The sequence below is a fragment of the Janthinobacterium sp. J1-1 genome (assembly GCF_030944405.1).
Lineage (GTDB): Bacteria > Pseudomonadota > Gammaproteobacteria > Burkholderiales > Burkholderiaceae_D > Janthinobacterium.
Window position 1 is genome coordinate 5,018,896 of record NZ_CP132339.1, and the last position, 26,989, is coordinate 5,045,884.

Here is a 26,989-nt window from a genome sequence, read left to right on the forward strand (position 1 = left end):
GTTTTTACTCGTAGCGCAGCGCTTCGGCCGGCTTCACGCGCGCCGCGCGCCAGCTCGGATAGATGGTCGCCACCAGCGCCAGGCCAAAGGCGATCAGGCCGATCTGCGCCACGTCCAGCCAGTGCAGGTCGGACGGCACGGCGCTGATCTGGTAGATCTCTTTCGAGATGAAGTGCAGGCCGAAAATGCCTTCGATAAAGGGCACGATCACGCCCACGTTCAGCGCCAGCAGCACGCCGCCGGCCACGCCCAGGGCGCTGCCCAAGAGGCCCACCAGCGCACCCTGGATCATGAAGATCTTCATGATGGAAAACGGCGAGGCGCCCAGGGTGCGCAGGATCGCGATATCGGCCTGCTTGTCGGTGACCGACATCACCAGGGTCGAGACCAGGTTGAAGGCGGCCACCGCGATGATCATGCTGAGAATAATGAACATCATGTTCTTCTGGCTTTGCACCAGCGCGTACCAGCTGGCACTGGCGCGCGACCAGTCGCGCATCCACAATTCGCCCGGCATCGAGGCCTTGAGTTCCCGCGCCACCTGCGGCGCCTGGTTCATGTCATGCAGGCGCAGACGCAGGCCGGACGGGCCGTCGAGCATCAGCAGCTGTTCGGCGTCCTGCATGTTGACAAACGCCAGGCTGGCGTCGAGTTCATTGTGGCCCGCCTCAAAAATGCCCGAGACCTTCAGCGCCCGCATGCGCGGCATGACCATGCTGTTGAGGGAATCGCCGGCGCGCGGTTCGCGTTCCAGCATCAGGGTCACGTTCTGGCCCACCGTGACGCCCAGCGCCTTGGCCAGGTCGATGCCCAGCACGATATGGTAGGAGTCCGGCGTCAGGGACGCGAACTGGCCCTCTTTCATCTGCCCTGCCACGCTGGAGACCTTGGCTTCCTGCTGCGGCAGCACGCCACGCACCACGGACGGGCGCATGGTTTCGTCGTTGAGCAGCATGCCCTGGGTTTCCACGAACGGTGCGACGGCCTTGACTTGCGGGTTGGCGTAGGCGGCCTTTTCCTGCTCCTGCCAGTTCGGCATGGCGCCGCGCGTGTCGAACACTTCCACGTGGGCCAGCACCGACATCAGGCGGTCGGTGACTTCCTTCTGGAAGCCGTTCATGACGGACAGCACGACGATCAGCGCCGCCACGCCCAGCGCGATGCCGGCCACGGAAATCATGGAGATAAAGGAAATGAAACTGTTACGACCGCTGCGTTTGCCGGCGCGCGTGTAGCGCACGCCGACCTGCCACTCGTAAGGAAATTGTTTGATGATGCTCATTTGATACTTATGCGCTCCCGCGACAACGATGATAGGCGAGCGCGCAGTGTGCCACATAATCATCATTTCATGCGTGAAACACGCCACGCTGGCGTCAGATAGATAGGCAAGATCCCACGGAAGGCGCCGTATCCTGTTCGCACCTGGCCACAATGGCCTACAATCTCGGCATGAATCAACTTACCCTCGTTCTTCCCTATGCCCTGCCGCATTCAGCGCTGGCCGGCGACCTGATCAAGGCGCTGCAGACTCCGGCGCTGGCGGCGCTGATATCGCGCACGTCGACCTCCACCTTGCATGAGTTTGACGGCACCACCCGCTTGCTGCCGCACGAAGCCTGGCTGGCGCATGCGCTCGAACTGGCGCCGCCGGCCGGCAGCGATGACGCCGCGGCACCGTTTGCGGCGGCGGCCATGCGCGGCTTTGGCCTGACGCCGGAGCCTGGTGCGCGCTATTTCCTGATCCACCCCGTGCATATTGAAATTACGCGCAAGCACCTGACGATGGACGACTTGCGCCAGCTGCAACTGAGCGAGGCCGACAGCCGCACCCTGTTCGAGCTGGCCCGGCCCTATTTCGACGAGCTGGGCCAGCCCCTGTATTACGGCGACGCCCATACCTGGTTCATGCGCGCCGATGGCTGGACCGATCTGCGCTGCGCATCACCGGACGCGGCCGCCAGCCAGAACCTGGCCGACTGGATGCCCGAGGGCGAGCATGCGCGCGCCTCGCGCCGGCTGCAAAATGAAGTGCAGATGCTGTGGCATGAACACCCGGTCAACGCCGCGCGCGAGGCGCGCGGCCTGAAAACCATCAATGGCTACTGGTTGTGGGGCGCGAACGACGCCAAGGCCAGAGCGCCTGCCTGCGCCGACGCCCTGCATGTGAGCGCCGCGCCCGGCTGGCTGTCGGCGCTGGCCGAACCGTCGCGGCGCGATGCCGCCCCGGCCAGCATCATCGCCGGCCAGTCCGATGCGCTGGTGGTGTATGCCGGCCTGGTCGAATCGGCCATGGCGCAGGACTGGGGCACCTGGCTGGCGCAGCTGCAGGAACTGGAGCAGCACTGGTTTGCGCCGCTGCTGGCGGCCATCAAGGAAGGCCGCCTGGGCCAGTTGCGCCTGGTGCTGAGCCACCGCGACGCCTGGCTGGACTGCGCCACCAGCAAGAATGCGCAGCGCAAATTCTGGCGCGCCCACACCCTGAACACATTGAGCTCATCATGACACGCACCCGTATCGCCACCCGCCCCTGTCCGTACCGCGAATCCGAACTGCTGCGCCAGGGCGGCATTCACCCCGTGCTGGCCCGGTTGTACGCGTCGCGCGGCCTGTCCAATGCGGCCGAACTGTCGATTGAGGCGAAAGACCTGATTCCGCCAGCCGGCCTGCTGCACGTCGATGCGGCAGGCGTATTCCTGGCCGATGCGATTGCCGCCAACAAACGCCTGGTGATCGTCGCCGACTACGATTGCGACGGCGCCACCGCCTGCGCCGTGGCCCTGCGCGGCTTGCGCGCGATGGGGGCGAATGTCGACTTTATCGTGCCGAACCGTTTTGAATACGGCTATGGCCTGACACCCGAGATCGTCGAGCTGACGGCGCGCGAAAAGTCCCCGGACATCATCATTACGGTCGACAACGGCATCGCCAGCATCGACGGCGTGGCCGAAGCGAACCGGCGCGGCATCCAAGTGGTGGTCACCGACCATCACTTGCCGGCCGACACCCTGCCCGACGCGGCCGTCATCGTCAACCCGAACCAGCCCGCCTGCGGCTTTCCGTCGAAGCACCTGGCCGGCGTGGGCGTCATGTTTTACGTCTTGCTGGCCTTGCGCGCGGAAATGCGCCGGCGCGGCGCCTACGAGACGCAGCCGCAACCCAAGCTGGACAATCTGCTCGACCTGGTGGCGCTGGGCACCGTGGCCGATGTGGTGCGCCTCGACACCAACAACCGCATCCTGGTGGCGCAGGGCCTCAAGCGCATGCGCAAGGGCAATATGCACACGGGCGTGGCTGCCCTGTTCCGCGTGGCCGGCCGCGAAGCGCGCAGCGCCACGCCATTCGACCTGGGTTTTGCGCTGGGGCCGCGCCTGAATGCGGCCGGGCGCCTGCAGGACATGTCGCTCGGCATCGAATGCCTGATCACCGACGACGAAGGCCGCGCCTGGGCGCTGGCCCAGCAATTGAACGACATCAACCTGAAACGGCGCGAGATCGAGGCGGAAATGCAGGATACGGCCCTGCTGCACCTCGATCATTTCGAGCCGGCCAACAGCAGCACCATCAGCGTGTTCGACGAGTCCTGGCATCAGGGCGTGATCGGCATCGTGGCCTCGCGCCTGAAGGAAAAATTCTACCGCCCGACGATTACCTTCGCACCGGGCGCCGACGGCTGGATCAAGGGTTCCGGACGGTCGATCCCCGGTTTTCATTTGCGCGACGCGCTCGACCTGGTCTCGAAACGCGCCCCCAGCCTGATCGACAAGTTCGGCGGCCACGCGATGGCGGCCGGCCTCACCATCCGCGCCGACGCCTTTGACGCCTTTTCGCAGGCATTCGAAGCGGTGGGACAAGCCTGGCTGAGCCAGCAGCAGCTGGAAAGAGTGGTGGAAACGGACGGCCCGCTGGAAGACGCCTACTACACCACCGCCTTTATCGAGCTGATGGACGGCCAGGTATGGGGCCAGGGCTTTGCGCCGCCCGTGTTCTGCGATGAATTCCGCGTCGTCAGCCAGCGTATTCTGAAGGAACGCCACCTGAAACTGCTGCTGGAAAAGAACGGCGTGCGCTTCGATGCGATCTGGTTCGGGCATACGGATGCGCTCGGTGAACGCACGCGGGTGGCGTTCCGGCTCGACGCGAATGAATACAATGGCACGACCAAGGTGCAACTGATGGTGGAGCATGCGGAGCCGGCGTGATAGCCGCAGATTATTGCCGCATCTCAATCCCTGTTTCGATAGCCAACATTTCCCCTGAGTAAAGGTGTATCAATCAAGTAAGTCGCGGCCAGCAAGATTCATGGCAGGCACCATCGTTGTGAAGGCGAAGTCGGTGGCGGCTCGGGAGGTTCCCATAGCCAGCCCCATGCCCTGACCGCCCCAATTGCAGCAGCACGCCGCACACCATTGCCACGCGCCCTGTTAATTTTCCAAAAATGGAGTAATATTAATCCATATAAGGAGCGATCATGAATCTTGCCTATGCTTATCCGAAGAGCCGCTTTGAACCGGCTGTCCTTGTCGACCTGAACGCCAGGGCCGAGCGCGAGCGCTTGTCGCAGGCGGCGCTGAAAGGGTTTTTCAAGCTGGCCACCGCCTGGAAACTGCGCGACGACGATGCACGCGAATTGCTGGGCGGTTTGTCGAGCAGCGCCTGGTACGAGTGGAAAAAGAATCCGGACCGGGTGCTGGAAGTGGATCGCATCACGCGCATTTCCTATCTGCTCGGTATCTACAAGGCGCTACATATTCTTTACGGCGACCAGCTTGCCGATGAATGGGTCAACCTGCCGAACAAGAACGCCATCTTTGGCGGGCGCACGCCCCTGTCCCAGATGCTGGCCGGTGGCCTGCTGGCGATGCAGACGGTCAGGAAGCTGCTCGACGCGCGGCGCGGCGGGTTGTAAGCGTGACGCGCCTGCTGCCTGACGGCCTGCCGCCGCGCTCGGCGCTTCGGCAGATCGATACCTGCCGCCTGATCCCCTCGCGCTTTGCCGACATGGAAGACTCCGTGCTGGCGCCGCTGGCCGACAACGACGACCACCTGGCCCAGCTGTTCGAACTCGACAACGCCACCAATGCGCGCCTCATCGCCGAGTACGGTGGCACGCCAGGAATTGGCGTGGACGAGCTGGTTTTTGGCGTACCCCATTTCCGCATCATCAACGCCGCCTACACCTATGCGCGGCCGGAAGGGGCGCGTTTCAACGATGGCGAACGAGGCGCGTGGTATTGCGCCTTTGACATGGAAACGGCGCTGGCCGAGATCATCTTCCACAAGACGGTGGAGTACCAGGAGATCGATTACTTCACCGACAGCGTCAGCTACCAGTCGCTGCTGGCGGACTTTTCCGCCACCTTTCACGACCTGCGCGGCCAGCCCCGTTTCGAGGCTTGCCTGGACCCGGTCAGCTATATCGCCTCGCAGGAACTGGCGGCCACCCTGCTCGACGCGGGATCGATGGGCGTGATCTTTCCCAGCACGCGGCGCGCCGAGGGCACCAACCTGGCCTGCTTTCGCCCCGCCCTGGTGGGCAATGTTCGCAAAGGCGCGGCCTATCGGTTAACATGGCGGGGTACGCCCGTGCCAAATGTCGAAACGCTTTAAGTAACCCCCAATAAATTCTTGTGATTTCTGACTTCCATAACCGGCGCTCTGCTGTGTTGCCAACTGCTAGCAGTGCTCGCACTGCGTCGCAGTTGGCGCCTTGCATAGCATCCGGTTCTGTTCGTCATAACTTCACAATAATTTCCTGACGATTACTTAGCGGCCAGGCATCTTCCCTATCAAACAGATTATTCGCATGCAAACCAACCCTGAAAAAGACACCGACCTGCGCCTCAAAGTGAACAGCGAAACGGCCCGCCTGCCCTGGCGCGAGCTGGAAAAGCATTTCGCGCAAGGCAATGTGGTGTGGATCGCCAATGAGCTCGACCTGGTCGAGGTCGCCGTGCGCATCTCGCACGACGACAAATCGACCATCACGCAATGGATGGCCGATGGCCAGCTGGCCAAGGTATCGGACCAGCAGGCGCTGGACTGGCAGGCGGCCGATGCCTCGCTGTGGGCGGTGGTGGTCAGCCCGTTTATCCTGGTGCAGCAGGACAAGCCCACCAAGCACTGACCTGCGCTACAAGCTGTGCTCCAGCATCAGCCGCAGCGATGAGCTACCCGGCGTGGCGGTCATGCTGTCGCGGCGACCTTCCTCATCGGCATACGACAAGCCCTGCGTTTGCCGCTGATGCAGCAGATTGGCCAGCGACAGCCGTAGGCGCGTCTTGCCATCGGGCTGCCACAGGGCGTAGGCGTCCAAGGTGCGGCGCACACCGGTGTAACTGCCGGCCTGCGCATCCTGCCGCGCCCAGCCACCCGTTTGCAGATGCACATTGCCGCCCACGCTCGCCAGGGCCGACAGGCGGTAGTCCACTCCCAGGTTCAGGGTGGCCGGCACCTGGCTGGCCAGGCGGTTGCCCGGTCCCGGCACCGCCTCGACCGTCGACCAGTTGCGCGCGGCATTGGCGCGAAGGTCGATCTCGGGCGCGCCGATAAACCAGGTACGCAAGGGAAACTTCAGGTCCATCTCGATGCCGCGCACCTGCGCCACGCCGTTGTTGAAGGGGCTGGTGATCCATACACCATCCTGTAAATACAGATACTGCACAGTGACGTCGCCGATACGCCGCGCGAACGCCGACATGCTGGCCACGCCGCTCTTGCCAAAATAATGTTCATAGGCCACGTCGAGCCCCCACGCCAGTTCCGGGCGCAAGGCGGGGTTGCCCTGGAAATCCGGATTGGTGGCGCTGTTGGCATTGTTGACGGTATAGCGGCGCGGCACCAGGCTGCGCGTGGTGGGCGCCTTGTAGCTGCGCGCCAGCGCCAGGCGCAACTGGTCGCGCGCGGTGCCGGGCAGCTTCCACAGCAGCTGCGCCACCGGACTCCAGACGCTGGAGCGCGTTTGTACTTCGCGCAAGGTGCGCCCTGCGGTGGCGGTGCGCAGCCCTTCCCAGCGCACGCCCGCATACATTTGTACCTGCGTCGTCATCTCCCACTCATCCTGCGCAAACACGGCCAGCCGAGCCACGTCGGCCGTATAGTCCTCGTCGAGCGCATACGGTGGCGTGCTATCAAAGAAGGTGTCGCGCTGGCGGCGTGCTTCGCTGCGGCGGATCGCGCTGCCATCCCAGCCCACGCTCAAGGCATGGCCTGCCGCCAGGCGTGCCAGGTATTTGCCGGTGCTCGTCACGCTGTCATCGATGGCGTCGGACACCACGGCGCGCAGCAGCAGCGGCGCATTATCACCGCCATTGCCGTGAAAGGCGTAGTCCGTGTCGCGCCGGTTGTGGTTCACGCCCAGCTTGGTCGTCAGCTTGCCGGCCGCGCCGAACGCATGCACCCAGCTGATATCGCTGCGCGCCGAAAAAATGCGCGCCTGCGACGTGATGCGGTTGCGTGGATAGTCGCTTCCTGGCCCCTGCGTTACGGTTTCAAACGAGGCGCCGTCGAAACCGGTGCGATACCAGTCCAGCAAACTCAGCCAGGTAAGCGTGTCGCCATTATCCAGCGTCCAGTTCAGGCGCGGCGTGAGGCTGGCCTTGTTGACGAAAGAGGCATTGCGCGACTGCATGCGGCGCAAGGCCAGCACTTCGCCCTGTGGACCAACCGCGCGCTCGGTCGTCAAGGGTGAGGTATCGTCCGCCGTGCGGTCCAGCGCGCTAGTGACCGCATACGCAAACCCGGGCGACTTGTCGGCCAGGCGCAGCGAGGCGGACGGGTTCCAGCGATCATCGACCCGGCCGGTGCCCAGCTTCCACTCGCGCTCGGTGCGGCTGGCGCCCTTGCGCAATACCAGATTGATGCTGCCGGCCACCGCCTGCATGCTGTATTCGGCCGTCGCGCTGCGCATGATCTCGATGCGCTCGATCATCTCGGGCGCCATAGCCTCGATGGAAAAGCCGGGTGGCGCCGGGTCGCCATTGATCAGGATCTGCGTATAGCCGGCGCCCAAGCCCCGCATGCGCACTTCATTGCCGACGACCGATACGCCCGGCTGGCGTTTCAGGACAGCGGCGAGATTGTTGTCGCCATACTGGCCGATATCATCGCGGCCGATAATGATTTTGGCCGCCGTATCGGCTTCGCGCTGCGCCGTGCCGCTGGCGGCGGACACTTCCACTTTTTGCAGCGCGTTATCGTCGGCGCAAGCCATGCCGGAGAGCAGCAATAACGCTAGGGGGCAATACCTGAAGTTGCTGCGCATAAGGCCTGTTCTACACGACGTGAGGGAGCGCGCAGTGTAGAGGATTTGACAAGACTAAGCCAGCTTGTTATTCGAGCTTGCTGGCGGACAGTGTATTCAAAATGTGTGGCCTATCGGCTAACATGGCAGACACTCACTGATAAGCAACTGATTTCGCATGCAAACCAAACCGGATATTCCAACTCTACAACTGCGCACGCTGATCGACGCGGCCGCCCTCGAACGCATGGCGCCCGAGCTGGAAGAGGTGTTCCTCGCCAGGCTGCTGGCGAACCGGGTGCGCGGCGGCGTCGAGCAACGGCTGCAGGCCAGCGAGCGGCAGATGCACGAGGCGTTTGCGCGGTCGCCCAGGCTGCACGCCTTGACCGTATGGGCCAGCGGGCTTGGCCTGTTGATCGCACTGGCCTTTGCAGCGCGTGGCGGCCTGGTTCTGCGCGGCCATCGGCTCGATATCATTTTTCTGGGGTTCTTCGGCGTGATTCTGGCCCTGCTGGTGCTGCTGCCGCGCGTGATCGTCTGGCAACGGCAGCCGTGGGAAAAACTATGGCGAGCGATCGCGCGGCGCATCGTCAACAAACAGCTGAAAAGCGCGCGGGCGCTGGCGCCGTTCGAAGCGCAATACGATTTTGACGGCAGGCAGGTCACCTATACGCGCATCACCAGGGCGTCCAGCATGGTCAGATGGACCCGCATCCTGGCGGAACCAGGAATTTTCGGCAACGGTTACACCCTGTTCCTTGATCCCGCCCCTTCGCTGAAGTGCGTGCTGCTGTTGCACGCACCCGATGCGCGCCTTGAGCAACTGTTCGCTCAGTGCCCGCCGCCCAGGTAGGCCGCAATCACCTTCGGATCGGTTTTGAGGCTCTCGGCCGGTCCGTGCACGGAAATGCTGCCGTTTTCCAGCACATAGCCATAATCGGCCACGTTCAGGGCGGCGGCGGCAAACTGCTCCACCAGCAGCATGGTCACGCCCTCGCCTTTCAGGCGCGTGATGATGCGGAATACTTCCTCGACCAGGATGGGCGCCAGGCCCATCGACGGTTCGTCCAGCAAGATCACTTCCGGGTTCAGCATCACGGCGCGCGCCATCGCCAGCATCTGTTGCTCGCCGCCGGACAGGGTGCCGGCCAGCTGGTGCTGGCGTTCCTTCAGGCGCGGAAACAGTTCCAGCGCTTTTTCCAGGTCGCGCTTGATATCGCCCTTCGGCCGCGCCCGCGTAAAGCGGGGAAACGCGCCCAGCAGCAGGTTGTCGGTGACCGACATCGAGGCGAACACGCGCCGCCCTTCCGGCGAATGGGCCAGGCCGGCGCGGGCGATCTTGTGCGAATCGAGGCCCGTCACGTCCTTGCCGCCCAGGGTGACGCTGCCCGACTTGGGTTTGATCATGCCGGAAATGGCGCGCATGGTGGTGGTCTTGCCGGCGCCGTTCGAGCCGATCAGGGTCACCAGCTTGCCCTTCGGCACCTCCAGCGAAATGCCGTGCAGGACTTCGACTTTGCCGTAGGCGGCGTGCAGGTTATTGATGGTCAGCATGGTGTTCCTCTCAGTGCGCCACAGGCGCCAGGGTTTCGTCGCTGCCGCCCAGGTAGGCTTCGATCACTTTCGGATCGCTCTGCACCGCGCTCGGGATGCCTTCGGCAATCTTCTGGCCGAAGTCCAGCACGGTCACCACGTCGGACAAGGCCATCACCACGTCCATATGGTGCTCGATCAGGATAATGGTGATGCCGTGCTCGCGGATCTTGCGGATAATCGCCATCAGCTCCTTGATATCGGGCGCGGTGAGTCCGGCGGCCGGCTCGTCGAGCAGCAGCAGGCGCGGATTGAGGCCCAGCGCGCGGCCGATTTCCAGCAGCCGTTGCTTGCCGTACGGCAGGTTGCGCGCCTCCTCGTTGGCCAGGTCCGCCAGGCCAACGAATTCCAGGATGCTGGCCGCCCGCGCGCGCGCCGCCTTTTCCTCACGCCTGTAGCGCGGCGTCTGCAGCATCACGTCCAGCACGTTCGACTGGAAAGTATTGTGCAGGCCCACCAGCACGTTTTCGGTGGCCGTCATTTCGCCGAACAACTGCACATTCTGGAAGGTGCGCGCCACGCCGCCCAGGGCGATTTCGGAAGGCGTGCGCCCGGAAATCACGGCGCCGGCGAATTCCACCTTGCCGGCGGTCGGCTTGTAGATGCCGGTCAGCACATTCATCATGGTGCTCTTGCCCGAGCCGTTGGGACCGATCAGGCCGTGGACAGAACCCTGCGTGACGTTCAGGTCGACCTGGTTCAGTGCTTTCAGGCCGCCGAACTGCATCAGCGCCTGGTCAACCCGCAGCAAGGTGGCGCCCTGCTGTCCACCCTGGGCATGGTCGAACGGCGCCACGCCACTGGCAGCCACCGCTTGCACATGGCGCCGGCCCTTGCCGACAAAGCTCATCAAAAAGCCGACGATGCCGTCCTGCAGGTAATACACGACGAACAGGGTCATCAGGCCGAAGATGGTCAGCCGCCAGTCGACCATATTGTCGAGCTTGTAGGAAAACGCGGCCAGGCCGATGGTGGCGATCACCGGCACGATCACGCCGCGCACGGTGGTGCGCTTCCTGGCCAGCATGAAGATGGATCCGATCACACCCAGCACGGCGGCGGCCACCGCAATCTTGCGGAAGAGCTCAATATCGGACAGCAGGCTGGGCAGCATCACGACGATCAGCGCGCCGATCAGCGAACCGGAGCGCGTCTTGCGCCCGCCCATGATCACGGCCAGCAGGAACAGAATGGTCAGCTCGAAGTTGTAGGTATTGGGCGAGATATATTCTTCCGAATACGCATACAGACTGCCGGCCAGGCCGGCGAAACCGGCGCTGATCACGAAGGCATACACCTTGTAGCGGTAGACCGACACGCCCATGCAGTCGGAGGCGATCGGGCTGTCGCGCAGCGCCTCGAAGGCGCGCCCCAGGTTCGATTTCAGGATGCGGTGCACGACGATCAGCGAGATCACCATCAGCGCCGCCACCATATAGTAGTACTCGACCTCGGACAGTTTATGGCCGAACATCGACGGCTTGTGGATCTTGATGCCCATCGGGCCTTCCGTCAGGAAGCTCATTTCATTGATCAGGATTTGCACGATGGTGCCGAAGGCCAGAGTCACCATCGCCAGGTAGGGCCCGGTCACGCGCAGGGCCGGCAGGGCCAGGATGGCGCCGAACACGGCCGCACCCACGATGCTGGCGGGCATGGCCAGCCAGAACGGCAGGCCCAGCTTGAACACCAGCACGCCGGTGGCGTACGAGCCGATGCCGAACAGGCCGGCGTGGCCCAGCGACACCTGGCCCGTGTAGCCGACCACGATATCGAGGCCGAACAGCAGAATGGCGTAGATCAATATGGTTTCGGCCAGGTGGATATAGTAGGGATTCGGGATAACGACCGGGAACAGCGCGAGCACGGCCAATCCCGCCGCGCACAGCGCCAGCTTGGTGAGTTTGTTCATGGTTCCCTCAGACTTTCTTGATCGCGGCTTTGCCGAACAGGCCGGACGGCTTGATGGCCAGTACCAGCAGCAGCAACAGCAGGCCCGGCACTTCCTTGTAGCCGGTGGAGATGTAATAACCGGTGGTGGTCTCGGCAATGCCCAGGATCAGGCCGCCGACGATGGCGCCCACGCCCGAGGTCAGGCCGCCGATAATCGCCACCGCAAACGCCTTCAGGCCCAGCGAGGCGCCCATGGTGGCGCCGGTCAGGGTCAGGGGCGCGACCAGCACGCCGGCAAACGCGGCCGTGGCGGACGACAGCGCATACGAAAACGTGATCACCATGCCGGTGTTGATGCCCATCAGCCCGGCCGCGTCGCGGTCGTTGGCGGTGGCGACCACGGCCTTGCCGTAGATCGACTTGCGGTTGAACAGCTCGACCGCCAGCATGATGGCCAGCGCGCCGATGATCACGGCCACCTGCATCTGCTGCACATTGGCGCCAAATAGCTGGAACGGCGCGGAACTGAGTGGCGAGGGAAACATCAGGTCATCCTTGCCCCAGATGTTTTCCGCCACATTCTTGAAGATGATGGCCAGCGCGATGGTCGACATGATCCAGCCGAATTCGGACTTGATCTTGATCGCGGGGCGCACGCCGATCCACTCGACGAACACGCCCTGCAGCGCGCCGAAGGCGATCACGATGGGGATCATCAGCAGGTAACTCATGTAGGGGCCGCCGTGGATGCTGCCCACCAGGGACAGGCCGACGAGCGCGCCCAGCATCAGGGATTCGCCCTGGCCGAAATTGAGCGTGCCGGAAGTGGCAAAGGTGAGTTGGTAGCCAAAGGCGATGACGGCGTAAATCATGCCCAGTGCTACGCCGCTGAAGACTAGCTGCAGGAAGATTTCCATGGTATTCCCCGTGTGGCGGCAGGGAGCTCACTGCCGACGGACGATAAAAGAATGGCCAGGCTTGAGTCACTCGGGAGAGTTACTCAGGGCTGGCCACAGGGCAAGTCAAGCGCGGCGTGCTTATTTCGCCTGCACCACCTTGCCATCCTTGACTTCGCCAAACACGGTCAGGTCGGCGGTGATCGCCTCATGGTCGGTCTTGCTGAACGGTTTATCGTAGGTGGTGACGGCGCCTTCCACTTTTTCCGTCAGGTTTTCCAGCGCGGCGCGCACTTTCGGGCCGTCCGTGCCGCCGGCCTGCTTGAAGGCGGCGGCCAGCAGGTAGATGGAATCGTAGCCTTGCGCCGCCGACACGGCCGACGGCATGCGGCCGCCCGACGGTTTGTAGGTGGCCACATAGGCGTCGATAAAGGCCTTGCGCTTGGGCGTGCTGGCATCCTGGATAAAGGTTTGTGGCATGCGCGTGCCGTTGCCGTTCTTGCCGGCGTTATCGATGAAGTTGCCCATGGCCAAGGTCCAGCTGCCGATCAGCGGCACTTTCCAGCCCAGTTTTTCCATGCCGTTGGCGATCTGCGCCAGTTCAGGGCCGATGCCGTAGGTCAGCACCACTTCCGCGCCCGCCTGTTTCGCCTTCAGCAATTGGGCCGTCATGTCGACGTCCTTGATATTGTATTTCTCGACCACCACCGCTTTCAGGCCTTTTTTATCGAGCGCTTTTTCCAGGTCTTCGCGGCCCAGCTGGCCGTAGTTGGTGGAGTCGGCCAGGATTGCCACTTTCTTGAAGTTGCGGCGCGTGACGGCTTCCTCGACGATCATGTGCGACTGGATCTGGTCGTTGGCGGCGTTGCGGAAGATATAATTTTCAGGCTGGTCGGCAAACTGCTTGGTGACGATGGAGCCGGTGGCCACATTGTTCATCACGGGGATCTTGGCTTCCTGGTAGAAGCGCTGCGAGGCCAGCGCCACGCCCGTGTTGATGTAACCGACGGTGGCGGCGACTTTTTCCTTGTTGATCAGTTCCTGGGCGATCTGCACGCCGCGTTCGTTCTTCGCTTCGTCGTCGCGCTCGATCAACAGCAGCGAGCGGCCCAGCACGCCGCCCTTGGCATTGATTTCCGCCACGGCCAGCTTGACGCCGTCGCGCATCGACACGCCCATCGGCGCGGAACCGCCGGTAAACGGACCGGACACGCCGATCTTGATGGGGTCGGCTGCCACGGCCGCTTGCGAGAAACCCAATACCAAACTTGCCACGAGCAATTTCTGTTTGAACTTCATTTTGTCATCTCCTCTGATACAACGTTTTTGAGCCACTTATTTTTATAGTCGTACGCTGGATAACCGCCCCATCGATAAATCATTGTAGGGTAGTAATGTGGCACCAGCAACAACTACATATGACGCGTCGCAACATATCAAAAACAACATATTTCGCCGTTGGCTGTCAGTATTCTGTAAGGAATCTATGGCGCAAACCAGGCGGACCGGAGCTCTCGAAACGATCTGATCTGGCGCAAAGTCACGCCATGCGGCCATGCTAAGGTCAGCCATGCCAGCGCCCGTGCGCGGGCTTGTCCACCTGGAGGCCGTATGCAATCCCCTTCATTTTCAACGTCACGCCCCGCGTCGGCCGGCCTGCTGGCGGCCTTGCTGCTGAGCGGCTGCGCCAGCAATCTCGCGCCGGTGCGCAGCGTCGGCGAGCAGACGCAAAAACTGTCCGCCGCGGCCCACCCCATGCTGGCCGGCGCCGCCGACAGCTGCATGGCCAAGGCCATGCGCCAGCAACTGATCATGGCAACCCGTTTCGACGCGCAAGGCAGCGAACTGGCGGCGCGCCAGCGCTGTATCCTGGAAGAGGAAATGAGTCCGCGCCTGCTGGCGCTGAACGAGGTACTGATCGCCTATGGCAAGGTACTGGTCGACACTGCCGACGGCAAAGTGTCATCGTACCAGGAACAATTCAAGGGCCTGGGCGATGCGCTGGGTGGACTGGAACAGCCGGGCGCAGGCGCGCCTGTGCTGGACGCGGGGCAGCTGTCGGTGGTAATGAAACTGGCGCAATACCTGAGTACGCTGGCAACCCGGCGCATGCAAAAAGCCAACCTGCGCGAGCTGCTGGCGCACCAGCAAGCCGTCGACATCACCAGCAACGCGCTCAAGAATTACGCGCTCAATATCCACCTGCCCAATCTGCGCGAGGAGGCGCGCGAAGTGGACCAGTTGCGCGGCGCCGTCGGGGCCATGTCAGGCGCGGAACCGTTGGCGGCCAACTATGTCGGCACCCATCTGTACCAGGAGCGCAAGCTGCTGGCGCAGCGGCAGGCGGCCGCCACCGCCTATGCGCAGGCGATCGACGCCATGCAGCAAAGCCTGGCCGGCCTGGCCACCCACCTCGACCATCCGCAGGATGCGCAATGGCAGGCGCAGGTCGACGCGTTTGCGCAGCGCGTCGCGGTGATGGAACGCGAGGCCGCCCTGCCCTCGCCCGCGCGCTGGTAACTGACAGGAGAACCCCATGGCCACGCCCCTAGCCTTGACGAAAGAAGAAACCTATATGATCGCCGACAGCCTGGCCCAGGCCTCGAGCCTGGTGCTGGACTTGCGCATCCGCCAGCGCGCCACCTTGTCGCAGGAAGAACAGCAACTACTGGAAAAACATGAAAATCACCTGGACATGCTGGTCTCGCTGTTTCGCGCCTACGGCATTTATCTGATCACCGAGGATGCCCGGCAAGCCAGCGGCGAGCTGATGCAGGCGATCGACAAGGGCAAGGCCAGGCTCAAGCGCATTACCGACATCAAGGCCGGCATCGAGACGGCGGCCAGGCTGGTCGACCTGGGTGCCGCCATCCTGTCGCGCGATCCCGTGGCGCTGGTGGAAGCGGCCGCCAGTCTGCGCAGCAAGCCGAAGAAAGACGACGCGCCAGCCTGATTAAGGCTCCGGCTGGCGGTGCCCCATCGCGTGTTCCGCCATCTTGAAGTACAAGGCGGCCTGCTTCTGGTCGCGCGCATGGCCCATCGTTCCCTCCTGCAAGGCGATGGCCTTTTGCATCAAGGCCTCCGGGTATTCCAGCGCGCAGGCAGCGTCGAGCCAGTGGCGCGCCTGGTCCATATCACTGCTGGCCAGCATGTTTGCCGCGATAAACATGGCCGGCGCCACCTGCCGCCGCGCCGCCAGCTCCAGCCAGCGCAAGGCGGCAACGCTGTCCGGTTCGCCGCCCATGCCGTTCTTGCGCATCAGCCCCAGATAGTAGGCGGCCACACCGCTGCCCTCGCCAGCCGCCTGTTCGAACAGCAGCCGTGCCTGCGCTGCGCCCGCCTCGCCCGAACGCATCAGCACTTTCGCCTGCGCCACCGTTTCGGTGATGCTGTCCGGCGCTTGCGCACCGCATGCGCCGGACAGCGTCACCGCGGCAAATATCACCGAGGCAAGCGATGCCTTGAACCTCACTTCGACAGATCGAGCTGGTACAACGCAAAGCCCTTGCCCGCGCCATCATCTGCTTTCAACAAGGTCACATTGTCGATGCCGGCCGCTTGCGCCAGCTCCAGCACCTTGGGCGCCGTATGGAACACCACCGGGCCCCTGGTGGCGGCCTTGGCAAAGCGCCAGCTGCGCGCCGCGCCGTTTTTCGCGCGCGTCAGCTGCTTTTCCTGCGTGATATAGGCGATCAGCAATTCGCGGTTGTTGTCGGGCGAAGCGAGCACCGTCTTGCTGCCGTCCAGGCCGGGAAAATTGCCGCCGCCGCTGGCGCGGTAGTTATTGGTGGCGATCAAGAATTCCTGTTGCAGGTCCACCGGTTTGCCTTGGTAAGTCAAGCGCTTGATGCGCTGGCCGGGCGTCTGCGTCACGTCGATCTCGTAGCTGATATCTTTGCTCGTGATGGTATCGAAGTTGTAGCTGGGATGGGCTGTATTGATCAGCTCCTGCGGCCCCATCTTGTTGGGGTCGATGGTATTGAAACGCTGGGCCGAATGTTCCAGCCAGGCCTTCAGTTCCGCGCCCGTCATCTTGACGCCGTACAGGGCGTTCGGATACAGGTACAGGTCAGCCGCGTTATTGAGCGCCACATTGCCGGCCTTCACATCGGTAAAATCGGAGACGCCGGCCGAGCCGCTCTTGAACGGCGACGACATCGACAGCACCGGCAAGTTCGCGTATTGCGGCAGATTGGCTTTGACATAGGCGGCCAGATAGCTTGTTTGCGCCTGGTTGACCACTTCGATGGCGCTGATATCGCCCACGTCGGCGAAATAGGTCGACATGCGGAAGTCGGTCGAGCCGACCGGCGTCTGCACATAGGCGATGGTGGCCGCGTGTTCGACGGCGACCAGTTTGGCGATCGCCGGATCGGCCTGGACATAACTCTTGTCGGCGTTCTGGATGCCGCGCGCCTCGACCGTCGTTTGGGTTTTGTCGATCACCCACTGCTTGCCATCGTGCCGCAGGCGCAGGCCGATCACGCCCAGGTGCTTGCCCCACAGATTGGCCATCACGGTCGGCACGCCATTGACCAGGCCACGGGCCTTGTCAACGCCAGGCAGATTGAATTGCGGCACGGTGCTGCTGGCGTTCGGGAACAGCTGGTGCGAGTGGCCGATCAGCATGGCGTCCACGCCCGGTACCTGCGACAGATAATAATTGCCGTTTTCCATAGTCGGCGAGTAGGGGCTGTTGTCCAGGCCGCCGTGCGAAATGGCCACCACCAACTCGGCGCCCTTGGCGCGCATTTCCGGGATGAATTTTTCCGCCGTTTCGCGCACGCCCTGGGTATATACGCGCCCTTCCAGCCAGCGCTTGTCCCACGACATGATGGTCGGCGGCGCAAAGCTGATGATGCCCACTTTCACCGTGCTGGTAATCAGCTTGCCATCGGCGCCCATCGCCGTGATTTTCTTGTCGATAATGTGAAATGGCGCGAACAACGGCTTGCCGCTTTTCACGCTGTAGACATTGGCCAGCACTTGCGGAAACTGCGGCCCCGCGCAGCGCGGCTTGGCCGCATCGACGCTGTCGACGTCGAACTGGTTGCCCGTCACCTGGCTCAGGAAGGCCAGGCCGTAATTGAATTCATGGTTGCCGATGCCGCCGCCATCGACCTTCAGCAAATTCATGGCCTTGTAAATGGCCAGGGTCTGGTCGCAGGCCAACGGCTTTACCAGCGCCTGGTAGTCGGCCAGCGCCGTGCCCTGGATGGTGTCGCCGTTGTCAAGCAGCAGGTTGTTCGGAAACTCGCTGCGCGCCTGCGCGATCAGGGCCGCCGTGCGTTCCAGGCCGATCGACGGCTCATCCTGCAGCTTGTAATAGTCATAACTGAGCACGTTGGCGTGCAAATCCGTCGTTTCCAGCAGGGCCAGGGTGGCGGTGCTGCCGACCGGGGTGGAGGCCGGCAAGGTGCCGCAGGCAGCCAGCAGGACGGGAGCGATCGGGAGTATGATCAGGCGCAAGGCAGTCGACATGGGCAGGGTCAGAATAAGTAAAACTGGCCATCATACGCGCCGCTCCCCTGGCACGCAATCGATGCGCCCAAGCATGGCGAACCGGCGCGCCGCAGGAAGGCAGATGGTGGATCTCTATCGGAAGTTCATCGATACGGCACTCGTCAAGGCCATCAGCGGCAATCCGGCGCTGGCCTTCCTGGTGCTGGGCAGCTTGCTGTTCTTTGCCAGCACGCGCGAACTCGTCATCTTCAATGTCGATATCGCCCCCTATCTGACCGATCTGGGCCGCACCATCGTGATTGCCGGCGTGTTTTCCGTGATTCTCAAGTCGGTGCAGTTTTCGGCCGTGTTTCGCGACATTATCATGGCCGCCATTTACAACCCGGCCCATATCGATGATGAACCCTTGCTGCTGAAAAACTGGCGGCTGATTACCGACGCGATTTTCTCCAGGTGGCTGCCAGCGCACTACCCGCGGCCGACCAGCTTGCTGAACAGCCGCTATATCGACAGCAAGGCGGACTACCACTTTACCGACTTCCAGATCCAGTACGACATCGATGTCCAGGCCGATGGCAAGGGCAGCGTGAGCAATACCTTGAAAGCCGACATCTTGCTTGCCCCCAAGCGCAAACAGCCGGTATTTGTGCAGACCATCGAAGGTGATGGCCCCACCAAACTGCTGTGGCTGCGCATCAATGACAAGACCTTCGAAACCTATGATTTCCAGGTCCTGCCGAATGATACCCGTACCAGGAAACTAACCCTGGACCTCGCCGAGCACATCAATCCGCATACCGGCAGCGCGCGCCTGGAACGCGCCTTCAAGACCGAGCAGAACGTGCACAGCGAACCGTTCATCAACGCCACGCTCACGCGTTTCATCAATGGCGCGGTGATCAAGACGCGCATCAGCAAGGGGTATCATATCCGCTTTATCAATGACAGCATCGAAATGGCCAATGACGATCCGGTGGCCGATACCGACGGCTATCTGCGCTGGGTGCTGGCGGTACCGGGCAAATTGCTTTTGCCCGGACAGGGGTATACACTGGTGATCGTCAAGGAATAAATCTCAAGGAGCTTGTCATGAAACTGGCGACCAAAGAAACCATCTGAACCTGGCACAGGATGCCCGCCAACATGGCAAGGCGGTTCTGTCGCATCAGCTTGATTGCCCCGGTGCTACGCGCATCGGGCAAAACGCGGCCCGCATGTCTTGCAGGCGGGCGCCGCGCCTCTCCGTGCCCCCTCCGTGTACCGATCCCATCGCCAGTATCGGCATTATCACCCACCATTAATTCTTGCGCGCCGCAGTGCGACGGCCGGCTTGTGTCCGCTCTAGCGTATAATGTGAGGTTTGATTACACTACTAAAAGACCAAAATCATGGAAGCCGAACGCATCAATATCATCTCCGCCCTGCTCTCCGACCTGACGGTCCGCGAAGCCGAACTTCGGAGGTATCTTTGACTTCACTGTCAAGTCGGAGAAACTAGAGCAAGTCAACGAAGAACTGGAAGACCCCACCGTCTGGAACGATCCCAAGCGCGCCCAGGATCTTGGTAAAGAGAAGAAGGCGCTGGAAGCCATCGTCTTTACTTTGACCCGCGCCGACGCAGACCTCAGCGATACCAAAGACCTGTTCGCCATGGCGCGCGAAGAAGGCGACGACGAGACGCTCGAAGCGATCGAAGGCGACGTGCAGGACATCCTCAAGGTCATCGAAAGCATGGAGTTCCGCCGGATGTTCAACAATCCGATGGACCCGAACAACTGCTTCATCGACATCCAGGCCGGCGCCGGCGGCACCGAAGCCCAGGACTGGGCCTCGATGCTGCTGCGCCAGTACCTGCGCTATTGCGAACGCAAGGGCTTCAAGGTTGAAATCCTGGAGCAATCCGACGGCGAGGTCGCCGGCATCAAGACCGCCACCCTGAAGGTCGAGGGCGATCACGCCTATGGCTTCCTGCGCACGGAAACCGGCGTGCACCGCCTGGTGCGCAAGTCGCCGTTCGACTCGGCCAATGGCCGCCATACCTCGTTCACGTCGCTGTTCGTGTATCCGGAAGTCGATGATTCGATCGAGATCGATGTCAACCCGGCCGATATCCGCGTCGACACCTACCGCGCATCGGGCGCTGGTGGTCAGCACATCAATAAAACCGACTCCGCCGTCCGCATGACGCACGCGCCGACCGGCATCGTGGTGCAGTGCCAGAACGACCGTTCGCAGCACCGCAACCGCGCCGAAGCGATGGAAATGCTGAAAGCCAAGCTGTACGAACACGAACTGCGCAAGCGCATGAGCGAACAGCAGAAGCTGGAAGACTCGAAGACCGACGTGGGCTGGGGCCACCAGATCCGCTCCTACGTGCTGGACCAGTCCCGCATCAAGGACTTGCGCACCGGTTTCGAGACGGGCAACACCAAGGGCGTGCTCGATGGCGACATCGACGAGTTCATTTCCGCTTCCCTGAAACAAGGCGTTTAAGAATGACTGCTTCTCAGCGTGCTCTGATCTTTGACATGGATGGCACCATCGTCGACAACATGGCTTTTCACACCAAGTCGTGGCTGGAATTTTTCCAGCGCCGCGGCCAGGTGATCGACCCGGATGCGTTTTTCCTGGCCACGGCAGGACGGCAAGGCCATGAAATCATGCGCAGCTACCTGGGCGAAGATGTCGACCATGTCAGCCTGAACGCCGAGAAGGAAGCACTGTACCGCGAGCTGTACGCGCCACACCTGGCCACCGTGCCGGGTTTCGACGCGCTGATCGCCAAGGCCGCCGCCGCTGGCGTCAAGCTGGTGGTGGGCACCGCCGCGCCGAACGAGAACATCGCCTTCACGCTCGATGGCCTGGACCTGCGCAGCAAGTTCGACGCCATCGTCGGCGCCGCCGATGTTGCGCGCGGCAAGCCGAACCCGGACGTGTTCCTGGCCGGCGCGGCAAAAGTGAACGTACTGCCGGAAAACTGCATCGTCTTCGAAGACGCGCCGCTGGGCGTGGAAGCGGCGCGCCGCGCCGGCATGCGCGCGGTGGTGCTGACCACCACCCTGCCCGCCTCGGCATTTGCCGAATTCGACAATGTGATCCGCATCGCCGCCGATTTTTCCCAACTCGATCTCGACGCATTGTTCGCCAGCACGCCTGCCATGGCAACCCCCATTTAATCAACAAGAACAGACCACAATCATGACCACGGACATCCAAGAACAAGCCGCCGCCCCCGATGAAAACAAAATCATCGCCGAGCGCCGCGTCAAGCTGGCCGCCCTGCGCGAACAAGGCATCGCCTTCCCGAACGATTTCCGCCCTGAACACAAGGCGGCCGATCTGCACGCGCAATACGGCACCAAGACGCGCGAAGAGCTGGAAGCCGAACCTGTCACCGTGGTGCTGGCCGGCCGCATGATGCTCAAGCGCGAAGCGGGCAAGAAAGCCGCGTTCGCCACCCTGCAGGACGCCTCCGGCGCCAAGGCCGATGGCCGCATCCAGATCTACGCCACCCTGGACCTGACCGGTGAAGCGGCCATGGCCGCCCTGCACCACTACGACCTGGGCGATATCCTGGGCGTGACGGGCACGCTGTTCAAGACCAAGACCGACGAACTGACCATCAAAGTCAGCGAACTGCGTTTGATCACCAAGTCGCTGCGTCCACTGCCGGACAAATTCCACGGCCTGGCCGACCAGGAAACGAAATATCGCCAGCGCTACGTCGACCTGATCATGAACGAAGAGACGCGCCGCACCTTCAAGGCCCGTACCGCCGCCATCTCGTCGATCCGCCGCTTCATGGAAAAGAACGAGTTCATGGAAGTGGAAACGCCGATGCTGCACACCATCCCCGGCGGCGCGGCGGCCAAGCCGTTCGTCACGCACCACAATGCGCTGGACATGGAAATGTATCTGCGCATCGCGCCCGAGCTGTACCTGAAGCGACTGGTGGTGGGCGGCTTTGACCGCGTGTTCGAAATCAACCGCAACTTCCGCAACGAAGGCGTGTCGATCCGTCACAACCCGGAATTCACGATGATGGAATTCTACGCGGCCTATACCGACTACAAATGGCTGATGGACTTCACCGAAGCGGTGATCCGCCAGGCCGCCATCGACGCCCACGGCACCGCCACCCTGACCTATGGCGGCCGCGAGCTGGACCTGGCAAAACCGTTCCACCGCCTGACCATCGTCGGCGCCATCAACAAGTACGCGCCGCACTACTCGACGGAGCAACTGGCTGACGCGGCCTTCATCAAGGAAGAGCTGAAGAAATTCGGCGTGAAGCCGTTCGCCACCGCCGGCCTGGGCGCGCTGCAACTGGCGCTGTTCGAAGAAACGGCCGAGGCCCAGCTGTGGGAACCGACCTACATCATCGACTATCCGGTCGAAGTGTCGCCGCTGGCGCGCGCCTCCGACACGGTGGCCGGTATCACCGAGCGCTTCGAACTGTTCATGGTCGGCCGCGAAATCGCCAACGGCTTCTCCGAGCTGAACGACGCCGAAGACCAGTCGGCCCGCTTCCTGGCGCAAGTGGCCGCCAAGGACGCCGGCGATGAAGAAGCGATGTTCTACGACGCCGACTATATCCGCGCGCTCGAATACGGCATGCCGCCAGCCGGCGGCTGCGGCATCGGCATCGACCGCCTGATGATGATCATCACGGACTCGCCGAATATCCGTGACGTGCTGCTGTTCCCGCACCTGCGCCGCGAAGAATGATGATGAACACCTGAAAAATCTACTGCGCGTCGCGATTTGCGGCCTGCGATGCTCACTGTGCTATAGCACAGCTGCGCTTCTTAGCCGCAACTCCCATCCGCTCGCTACGATTTTTCAGGCGTTCGATACTTCACTGCAAAAAAGCCGCCTGATCTTGCGATCAGGCGGCTTTTTTTACCCCAACAGCCATATCAGGATCATCGGGTTTATTGAATCACGGTATAGCACGGCACATACGCCGTGCCCGCCAGCTTCATGCGGTGCTGCGCCACGAACGAGGCCAGCAGCGAGTCCATCGGGCCCATGATGTCCTTGTCGCCGTGGATCTCGAAGTTGCCATGTTTTTCGATGGAGCGGATGCCGTCGTCCTTGACGTTGCCGGCCACCACGCCCGAGAACGCGCGGCGCAGCTGGGCGGCCAGCAAGTGCGTGGCCTGGTTCTTGTGCAGGCTCAGGTTGCGCATGTTTTCATGGGTCGGATGGAACGGCTTCTGGAACTCGTGATCGATTCTCAAGAGCCAATTGAAATAATAGGCGTCGCTGTGCGCCTTGCGGAATTCGCGCACCTGCTTGATGCCTTCGAGCATTTCGCGCGCCACCAGTTCCGGGTCGTCGATAATGATCTTGTAGCGCTGCTGCGCTTCCGGGCCCAGCGTGTCATGGATGAACTGGTTGATCTGCACAAAATATTCGCGCGAGGTTTCCGGCCCCGTGAAAATCAGCGGGAAAGGAATCTCGGCGTTTTCCGGGTGCAGCAAGATGCCCAGGATATACAGGATTTCTTCGGCCGTGCCGGCGCCGCCCGGGAACACGACGATGCCATGGCCGGCGCGCACGAACGCTTCCAGGCGCTTTTCGATGTCCGGCATGATCACCAGGTCGTTGACGATGGGGTTCGGCGATTCGGCGGCGATGATGCCCGGCTCGGTGATGCCCAAGTAGCGGCCGTTGTGCAGGCGCTGCTTGGCGTGGCCGATGGTGGCGCCCTTCATCGGACCCTTCATGGCGCCCGGACCGCAGCCGGTGCAGATATCGAGGCCGCGCAGGCCCAGCTGGTAGCCCACTTCCTTCGAATAATTGTATTCGGCGCGGTTGATCGAATGGCCGCCCCAGCACACCACCAGGTTCGGGTTGAGCTGGGTCTGCAGCACATTGGCGTTGCGCAGGATGTGGAACACGGCGTCGGTCACGCCTTCCGTGCTGTGCAGGTCGAATTTCGGATTGCCCGTCACTTCATCGCTGACGAAGATAATGTCGCGCAACACGGCAAACAGATGCTCGTGGATGCCCTTGATCATCTTGCCGTCGACAAAGGCGATCACCGGCGCGCCCTTGATGTCGAGCTTGATGCCGCGCTCGCGCTGGATGATGGAAATCTCGAACGATTCATAGCGTTCCAGCAAGGCGCGGCCATCGTCGATGGTGCTGCCGCAGTTCAGTACCGCCAGCGCGCAGCGGCGGAAGGTGTTGTACAGGCCGCCCTGGCTGGTGTCGAGCAGTTTGTTGACTTCGGTCTTGGAGAGCACGTCCAGGCGGCCTTCCGGTGAAACCAGAGCATCGATAACGTCGTGTTCCATAATGCGAAAAATCCCTTTAAAAATCGATCCTCGGATGTGTTGCAGCCTCAATATACGACAAGTCAGCCCGCTTGTGCTGCACCTTGAAAAAAACGCCGGCGTGCTTGCTTGTCCGCAAACCGGTTTGACCAATATGAAACAGTCATTCTTGCTAATGCAAATCGAAACCTTCGCTCAGCGCAATTTGTAGATTAGAATGCGTGCCTATTGGAATTCCCGTGCGGCTGCTACTTCACAAGAGTGTGGTGCGCATGCCGTCTTCCATATGGTTGTTTTATCGATTGACTATAATAATTTTCAGGAGGAACCGCATGAGCGGTGCGACTACGCCCAACAAGGAAGCCGTAATTCCCGAGTTCAAGCAGATCATGGGCCATCCTAGCCCACTGTGGATGTTGTTCATGACTGAATTCTGGGAGCGCTTCGCGTTCTACGGAGTTCGCTGGGCGCTGGTCCTGTATATCGTTGCCCAGTTCCATGGTGGCGATGCGTCGGGACAGGCTGCGGCCAACCTTACCTATGGTTCCTTCCTCGCGCTGGTGTATGCCGGCGCCCTGTTCGGCGGCTATATCGCCGACCGCGTGATCGGCTACCAGCGTTCCATCCTGCTGGGCGCCGTGTTCATGGCCGCCGGCCTGTTCTGCATCGCCGTGCCGAACCAGGATGTCTTCAACCTGGGCCTGGCCACCATGATTGTCGGTAACGGCATGTTCAAGCCGAACATCTCGACCATGGTCGGCAAGCTGTACACGACCGCCGATCCGCGCCGCGACAGTGGCTTCACGATCTTCTACATGGGCATCAACATGGGCGCCATGGTCGCTCCCGTGTTCACGCAATGGCTGGCCGAATCGATCTTTGGCACCGGCGGCATGCCGTCGTACAAGGTGGTGTTCATGGCAGCCGGCGTCGGCATGCTGATCAGCCTGGTTTGGTTCTATATCGGCCGCAACGCACTCAAGGGCATCGGCGCGCCGGAAGCGCAAGCGGCCAACCCGATGCGCGTGGTATACGTGGCGCTCGGTTGCCTGTGCGTGATACCCGTGATGTACTTCCTGCTGACCGTTGGCGCCGCCAACCTGCAGATCGTGCTGACCGTGCTGTTTGTTGGCCTGGCCATCATGCTGATGGTCGAAGGCATCCGCAACGGCAAGGTCGCGCGTGACAAGACCATCGCCATGCTGGTGATTTTCGCCTTCAACATCCTGTTCTGGATGTTCTTCGAACAGGCTGGCAGCTCGTTTACCTTCTTGGCCGAGAACATCGTCAACCGCGACCTGGGCTTCTGGATCTTCCCGACCGCCTACTTCCAGAGCGTCAATTCGGTGGCCATCATCGTCTTCGCACCGATCATCGCCGCCGTCTGGGTGTTCCTGGCGCGCCACAACGTCAACCCCTCGATCCCGCGCAAGTTCGGCCTGGGTTTGCTGGGCAATGCAATCGCCTTCGGCCTGCTGATCTTCGCACTGTCGAGCCTGGTTGGCGCCGACAACAAGATCCCGTTCTGGACCCTGTTCATGGTCTACGTGATCCAGTCGATCGGCGAGCTGTGCCTGTCGCCGATCGGCCTGTCGATGGTCACCAAGCTGGCCCCGGTACGCCTGGTCGGCATGGGCATGGGCGGCTGGTTCCTGTCGACCGGCATCGGCAACAACCTGTCGGGCATCTTCGCCAGCCACGTCAGCGGCGATAGCGGCATGACCGCCAATTCGGCACTGGCCGGCTACACCTTCGGCTTCTGGTCCCTGCTGGGCGCCGGCGTGCTGCTGTTCCTGATCGCACCGCTGATCAACAAACTGATGCACGGCGTGAAATAATCACGCAACGCCTCAACCGGACGGCGGCCTGCGGGCCGCCGTTTTTTATTGCCGGGTACAATACCCGCTCCCGGCCCCGTCCAACAAACACCATCGAAACCTATGTCCAGCATCTCCACCACCTCCCCTCTTTCCGACGACGAATACACCGAACTCGATACCCTGCTGGCCAGGCCAGAACTTGCAGGACGCGCGATGGACGTGTCGATGCTGGAGGGTTTCATCACCGCCGTGGCCCTCAGCCCGAACCAGCTTGCCAGCACCGTCTGGCTGCCGTGGATCTGGGACCATACCGGCGGCAACACCGCCTCCGCGCTGGATGACGCGGCCACCGCGCGCGCCGAAGCGCTGGCGCAGCGCCACTTCGAGTACATGGTCGAATGGCTGGCAAAAGACCCCGACAGTTTCGAGCCGATCTATGAATGCGGCCCCGAATGGAGCGTGCCCGGCTGGTGCGCCGGCTTCCTGCTCGGCACGGCGCTGGACAAGGCGCAATGGGCGTCGCTGGCCGTCAGCCACCCGGACTACCTGGCGCCCTTCAGGCACCTGGCCGTGGCCGCCGAGTTGGACGATGAAGCGGCCGAAGCGGCAATGGATGGCGTGACTCCTTCGGTGATCGCCATCAATGCAGCCTGGGCCCGCCAGCGCCATTTGAAAAGCCAGGCCCACAGCCAGGCCGGCAGCACGGTCTTGCGCGACGTGCCGAAGACGGGCCGCAACGACCCTTGCCACTGCGGCAGCGGCAAGAAATACAAGAAGTGCTGCGCCGACGGCGCGTGA

23 protein-coding genes are annotated in these 26,989 nt (G+C 62.2%); 14 read left to right on the forward strand and 9 right to left on the reverse strand.

Annotated elements, in window-relative coordinates; genetic code table 11:
* Positions 1-4 precede the first annotated feature (4 nt).
* Positions 5-1,282, reverse strand: coding sequence for a lipoprotein-releasing ABC transporter permease subunit (locus Q8L25_RS22970; RefSeq protein ID WP_308921605.1), 1,278 nt, complete (start codon positions 1,280-1,282; stop codon positions 5-7).
* 170 nt (positions 1,283-1,452) lie between these two features.
* On the opposite strand from Q8L25_RS22970, the gene Q8L25_RS22975 reads away from it, so the two are divergent.
* The 5 genes from Q8L25_RS22975 (at position 1,453) to Q8L25_RS22995 (ending at position 6,127) form a co-directional block, all read left to right on the forward strand.
* Positions 1,453-2,505 carry a hypothetical protein gene (locus tag Q8L25_RS22975; RefSeq protein ID WP_308921606.1) on the forward strand — a complete coding sequence of 351 codons (1,053 nt, stop codon included), beginning with the start codon at positions 1,453-1,455 and terminating at the stop codon, positions 2,503-2,505.
* Positions 2,502-4,202 (forward strand): single-stranded-DNA-specific exonuclease RecJ, encoded by a 1,701-nt coding sequence (gene recJ, locus Q8L25_RS22980; RefSeq protein WP_308921607.1) that lies wholly within the window; start codon positions 2,502-2,504, stop codon positions 4,200-4,202. Before Q8L25_RS22975 ends, recJ begins: the two co-directional genes overlap by 4 nt.
* Before the next feature lie 269 nt (positions 4,203-4,471).
* Positions 4,472-4,909 carry an MbcA/ParS/Xre antitoxin family protein gene (locus tag Q8L25_RS22985; RefSeq protein ID WP_308921608.1) on the forward strand — a complete coding sequence of 146 codons (438 nt, stop codon included), beginning with the start codon at positions 4,472-4,474 and terminating at the stop codon, positions 4,907-4,909.
* A gap of 2 nt (positions 4,910-4,911) precedes the next feature.
* Positions 4,912-5,610, forward strand: coding sequence for an RES family NAD+ phosphorylase (locus tag Q8L25_RS22990; RefSeq protein ID WP_374694194.1), 699 nt, complete (start codon positions 4,912-4,914; stop codon positions 5,608-5,610).
* Between the two features lie 196 nt (positions 5,611-5,806).
* Positions 5,807-6,127 carry a DUF2288 domain-containing protein gene (locus Q8L25_RS22995; protein ID WP_308921609.1) on the forward strand — a complete coding sequence of 107 codons (321 nt, stop codon included), beginning with the start codon at positions 5,807-5,809 and terminating at the stop codon, positions 6,125-6,127.
* A 6-nt stretch (positions 6,128-6,133) separates the two neighbouring features.
* On the opposite strand, the gene Q8L25_RS23000 is transcribed toward Q8L25_RS22995, so the two are convergent.
* The gene (locus tag Q8L25_RS23000) at positions 6,134-8,263 is read right to left on the reverse strand and encodes a TonB-dependent receptor domain-containing protein (RefSeq protein ID WP_308921610.1); all 2,130 of its coding nucleotides are present in this window, start codon (positions 8,261-8,263) and stop codon (positions 6,134-6,136) included.
* A gap of 157 nt (positions 8,264-8,420) precedes the next feature.
* Here Q8L25_RS23000 and Q8L25_RS23005 point away from each other — a divergent pair, with 157 nt between their 5' ends.
* Positions 8,421-9,095 carry a hypothetical protein gene (locus Q8L25_RS23005; protein WP_308921611.1) on the forward strand — a complete coding sequence of 225 codons (675 nt, stop codon included), beginning with the start codon at positions 8,421-8,423 and terminating at the stop codon, positions 9,093-9,095.
* Here Q8L25_RS23005 and Q8L25_RS23010 read toward each other — a convergent pair.
* The 4 genes from Q8L25_RS23010 to Q8L25_RS23025 all read right to left on the reverse strand — a co-directional run bounded on the left by Q8L25_RS23010 (position 9,074) and on the right by Q8L25_RS23025 (position 13,923).
* The gene (locus Q8L25_RS23010) at positions 9,074-9,796 is read right to left on the reverse strand and encodes an ABC transporter ATP-binding protein (protein WP_308921612.1); all 723 of its coding nucleotides are present in this window, start codon (positions 9,794-9,796) and stop codon (positions 9,074-9,076) included. The two genes, Q8L25_RS23005 and Q8L25_RS23010, sit on opposite strands and share 22 nt — an antisense overlap.
* Positions 9,797-9,806: 10 nt before the next feature.
* A complete protein-coding gene (locus Q8L25_RS23015; protein ID WP_308921613.1) occupies positions 9,807-11,747 on the reverse strand; it encodes a branched-chain amino acid ABC transporter ATP-binding protein/permease in 1,941 nt (646 codons plus the stop codon).
* Positions 11,748-11,754: 7 nt separating this feature from the next.
* Positions 11,755-12,645 carry a branched-chain amino acid ABC transporter permease gene (locus Q8L25_RS23020; RefSeq protein ID WP_308921614.1) on the reverse strand — a complete coding sequence of 297 codons (891 nt, stop codon included), beginning with the start codon at positions 12,643-12,645 and terminating at the stop codon, positions 11,755-11,757.
* A gap of 120 nt (positions 12,646-12,765) precedes the next feature.
* Positions 12,766-13,923: an ABC transporter substrate-binding protein gene (locus Q8L25_RS23025; RefSeq protein ID WP_308921615.1), complete on the reverse strand. Its 1,158-nt coding sequence runs from the start codon at positions 13,921-13,923 to the stop codon at positions 12,766-12,768.
* A gap of 312 nt (positions 13,924-14,235) precedes the next feature.
* Here Q8L25_RS23025 and Q8L25_RS23030 point away from each other — a divergent pair, with 312 nt between their 5' ends.
* Positions 14,236-15,144, forward strand: a complete 909-nt coding sequence (locus Q8L25_RS23030) for a hypothetical protein (protein WP_308921616.1) — start codon at positions 14,236-14,238, stop codon at positions 15,142-15,144.
* 16 nt (positions 15,145-15,160) lie between these two features.
* Positions 15,161-15,577 (forward strand): hypothetical protein, encoded by a 417-nt coding sequence (locus Q8L25_RS23035; protein WP_308921617.1) that lies wholly within the window; start codon positions 15,161-15,163, stop codon positions 15,575-15,577.
* On the opposite strand, the gene Q8L25_RS23040 is transcribed toward Q8L25_RS23035, so the two are convergent.
* Both Q8L25_RS23040 and Q8L25_RS23045 read right to left on the reverse strand, forming a co-directional pair.
* A complete protein-coding gene (locus tag Q8L25_RS23040; RefSeq protein WP_308921618.1) occupies positions 15,578-16,069 on the reverse strand; it encodes a hypothetical protein in 492 nt (163 codons plus the stop codon).
* A 23-nt stretch (positions 16,070-16,092) separates the two neighbouring features.
* Positions 16,093-18,105, reverse strand: coding sequence for a bifunctional 2',3'-cyclic-nucleotide 2'-phosphodiesterase/3'-nucleotidase (locus tag Q8L25_RS23045; protein WP_308921619.1), 2,013 nt, complete (start codon positions 18,103-18,105; stop codon positions 16,093-16,095).
* Positions 18,106-18,208: 103 nt separating this feature from the next.
* Here Q8L25_RS23045 and Q8L25_RS23050 point away from each other — a divergent pair, with 103 nt between their 5' ends.
* From Q8L25_RS23050 to lysS, 4 genes are all read left to right on the forward strand, one after another.
* Positions 18,209-19,159, forward strand: a complete 951-nt coding sequence (locus Q8L25_RS23050; protein WP_308921620.1) for a hypothetical protein — start codon at positions 18,209-18,211, stop codon at positions 19,157-19,159.
* Between the two features lie 316 nt (positions 19,160-19,475).
* Positions 19,476-20,580 (forward strand): peptide chain release factor 2 gene (gene prfB / locus Q8L25_RS23055; protein WP_308921621.1). Its coding sequence is split into 2 segments (ribosomal slippage): positions 19,476-19,556 and positions 19,558-20,580, totalling 1,104 coding nucleotides; the frame shifts between segments, so codons are not numbered across the junction.
* A gap of 2 nt (positions 20,581-20,582) precedes the next feature.
* Positions 20,583-21,263: an HAD family phosphatase gene (locus Q8L25_RS23060; RefSeq protein WP_308921622.1), complete on the forward strand. Its 681-nt coding sequence runs from the start codon at positions 20,583-20,585 to the stop codon at positions 21,261-21,263.
* A 22-nt stretch (positions 21,264-21,285) separates the two neighbouring features.
* Positions 21,286-22,815, forward strand: coding sequence for a lysine--tRNA ligase (gene lysS, locus Q8L25_RS23065; protein ID WP_308921623.1), 1,530 nt, complete (start codon positions 21,286-21,288; stop codon positions 22,813-22,815).
* 206 nt (positions 22,816-23,021) lie between these two features.
* Here lysS and ppnN read toward each other — a convergent pair whose 3' ends face one another.
* Positions 23,022-24,392: a nucleotide 5'-monophosphate nucleosidase PpnN gene (gene ppnN / locus Q8L25_RS23070; protein ID WP_308921624.1), complete on the reverse strand. Its 1,371-nt coding sequence runs from the start codon at positions 24,390-24,392 to the stop codon at positions 23,022-23,024.
* Positions 24,393-24,703: 311 nt separating this feature from the next.
* On the opposite strand from ppnN, the gene Q8L25_RS23075 reads away from it, so the two are divergent.
* Positions 24,704-26,209, forward strand: coding sequence for an oligopeptide:H+ symporter (locus Q8L25_RS23075; RefSeq protein ID WP_308921625.1), 1,506 nt, complete (start codon positions 24,704-24,706; stop codon positions 26,207-26,209).
* 102 nt (positions 26,210-26,311) lie between these two features.
* Positions 26,312-26,989, forward strand: coding sequence for a UPF0149 family protein (locus tag Q8L25_RS23080; protein WP_308921626.1), 678 nt, complete (start codon positions 26,312-26,314; stop codon positions 26,987-26,989).

Bases quoted from the DNA above. Each gene is read 5' to 3' on its own strand.
- Q8L25_RS22970 (WP_308921605.1), bottom strand. From the start codon at position 1,282: ATGAGCATCATCAAACAATTTCCTTACGAGTGGCAGGTCGGCGTGCGC.
- Q8L25_RS22975 (WP_308921606.1), top strand. From the start codon at position 1,453: ATGAATCAACTTACCCTCGTTCTTCCCTATGCCCTGCCGCATTCAGCG.
- recJ (WP_308921607.1), top strand. From the start codon at position 2,502: ATGACACGCACCCGTATCGCCACCCGCCCCTGTCCGTACCGCGAATCC.
- Q8L25_RS22985 (WP_308921608.1), top strand. From the start codon at position 4,472: ATGAATCTTGCCTATGCTTATCCGAAGAGCCGCTTTGAACCGGCTGTC.
- Q8L25_RS22995 (WP_308921609.1), top strand. From the start codon at position 5,807: ATGCAAACCAACCCTGAAAAAGACACCGACCTGCGCCTCAAAGTGAAC.
- Q8L25_RS23000 (WP_308921610.1), bottom strand. From the start codon at position 8,263: ATGCGCAGCAACTTCAGGTATTGCCCCCTAGCGTTATTGCTGCTCTCC.
- Q8L25_RS23005 (WP_308921611.1), top strand. From the start codon at position 8,421: ATGCAAACCAAACCGGATATTCCAACTCTACAACTGCGCACGCTGATC.
- Q8L25_RS23010 (WP_308921612.1), bottom strand. From the start codon at position 9,796: ATGCTGACCATCAATAACCTGCACGCCGCCTACGGCAAAGTCGAAGTC.
- Q8L25_RS23015 (WP_308921613.1), bottom strand. From the start codon at position 11,747: ATGAACAAACTCACCAAGCTGGCGCTGTGCGCGGCGGGATTGGCCGTG.
- Q8L25_RS23020 (WP_308921614.1), bottom strand. From the start codon at position 12,645: ATGGAAATCTTCCTGCAGCTAGTCTTCAGCGGCGTAGCACTGGGCATG.
- Q8L25_RS23025 (WP_308921615.1), bottom strand. From the start codon at position 13,923: ATGAAGTTCAAACAGAAATTGCTCGTGGCAAGTTTGGTATTGGGTTTC.
- Q8L25_RS23030 (WP_308921616.1), top strand. From the start codon at position 14,236: ATGCAATCCCCTTCATTTTCAACGTCACGCCCCGCGTCGGCCGGCCTG.
- Q8L25_RS23035 (WP_308921617.1), top strand. From the start codon at position 15,161: ATGGCCACGCCCCTAGCCTTGACGAAAGAAGAAACCTATATGATCGCC.
- Q8L25_RS23045 (WP_308921619.1), bottom strand. From the start codon at position 18,105: ATGTCGACTGCCTTGCGCCTGATCATACTCCCGATCGCTCCCGTCCTG.
- Q8L25_RS23050 (WP_308921620.1), top strand. From the start codon at position 18,209: ATGGTGGATCTCTATCGGAAGTTCATCGATACGGCACTCGTCAAGGCC.
- Q8L25_RS23060 (WP_308921622.1), top strand. From the start codon at position 20,583: ATGACTGCTTCTCAGCGTGCTCTGATCTTTGACATGGATGGCACCATC.
- lysS (WP_308921623.1), top strand. From the start codon at position 21,286: ATGACCACGGACATCCAAGAACAAGCCGCCGCCCCCGATGAAAACAAA.
- ppnN (WP_308921624.1), bottom strand. From the start codon at position 24,392: ATGGAACACGACGTTATCGATGCTCTGGTTTCACCGGAAGGCCGCCTG.
- Q8L25_RS23075 (WP_308921625.1), top strand. From the start codon at position 24,704: ATGAGCGGTGCGACTACGCCCAACAAGGAAGCCGTAATTCCCGAGTTC.
- Q8L25_RS23080 (WP_308921626.1), top strand. From the start codon at position 26,312: ATGTCCAGCATCTCCACCACCTCCCCTCTTTCCGACGACGAATACACC.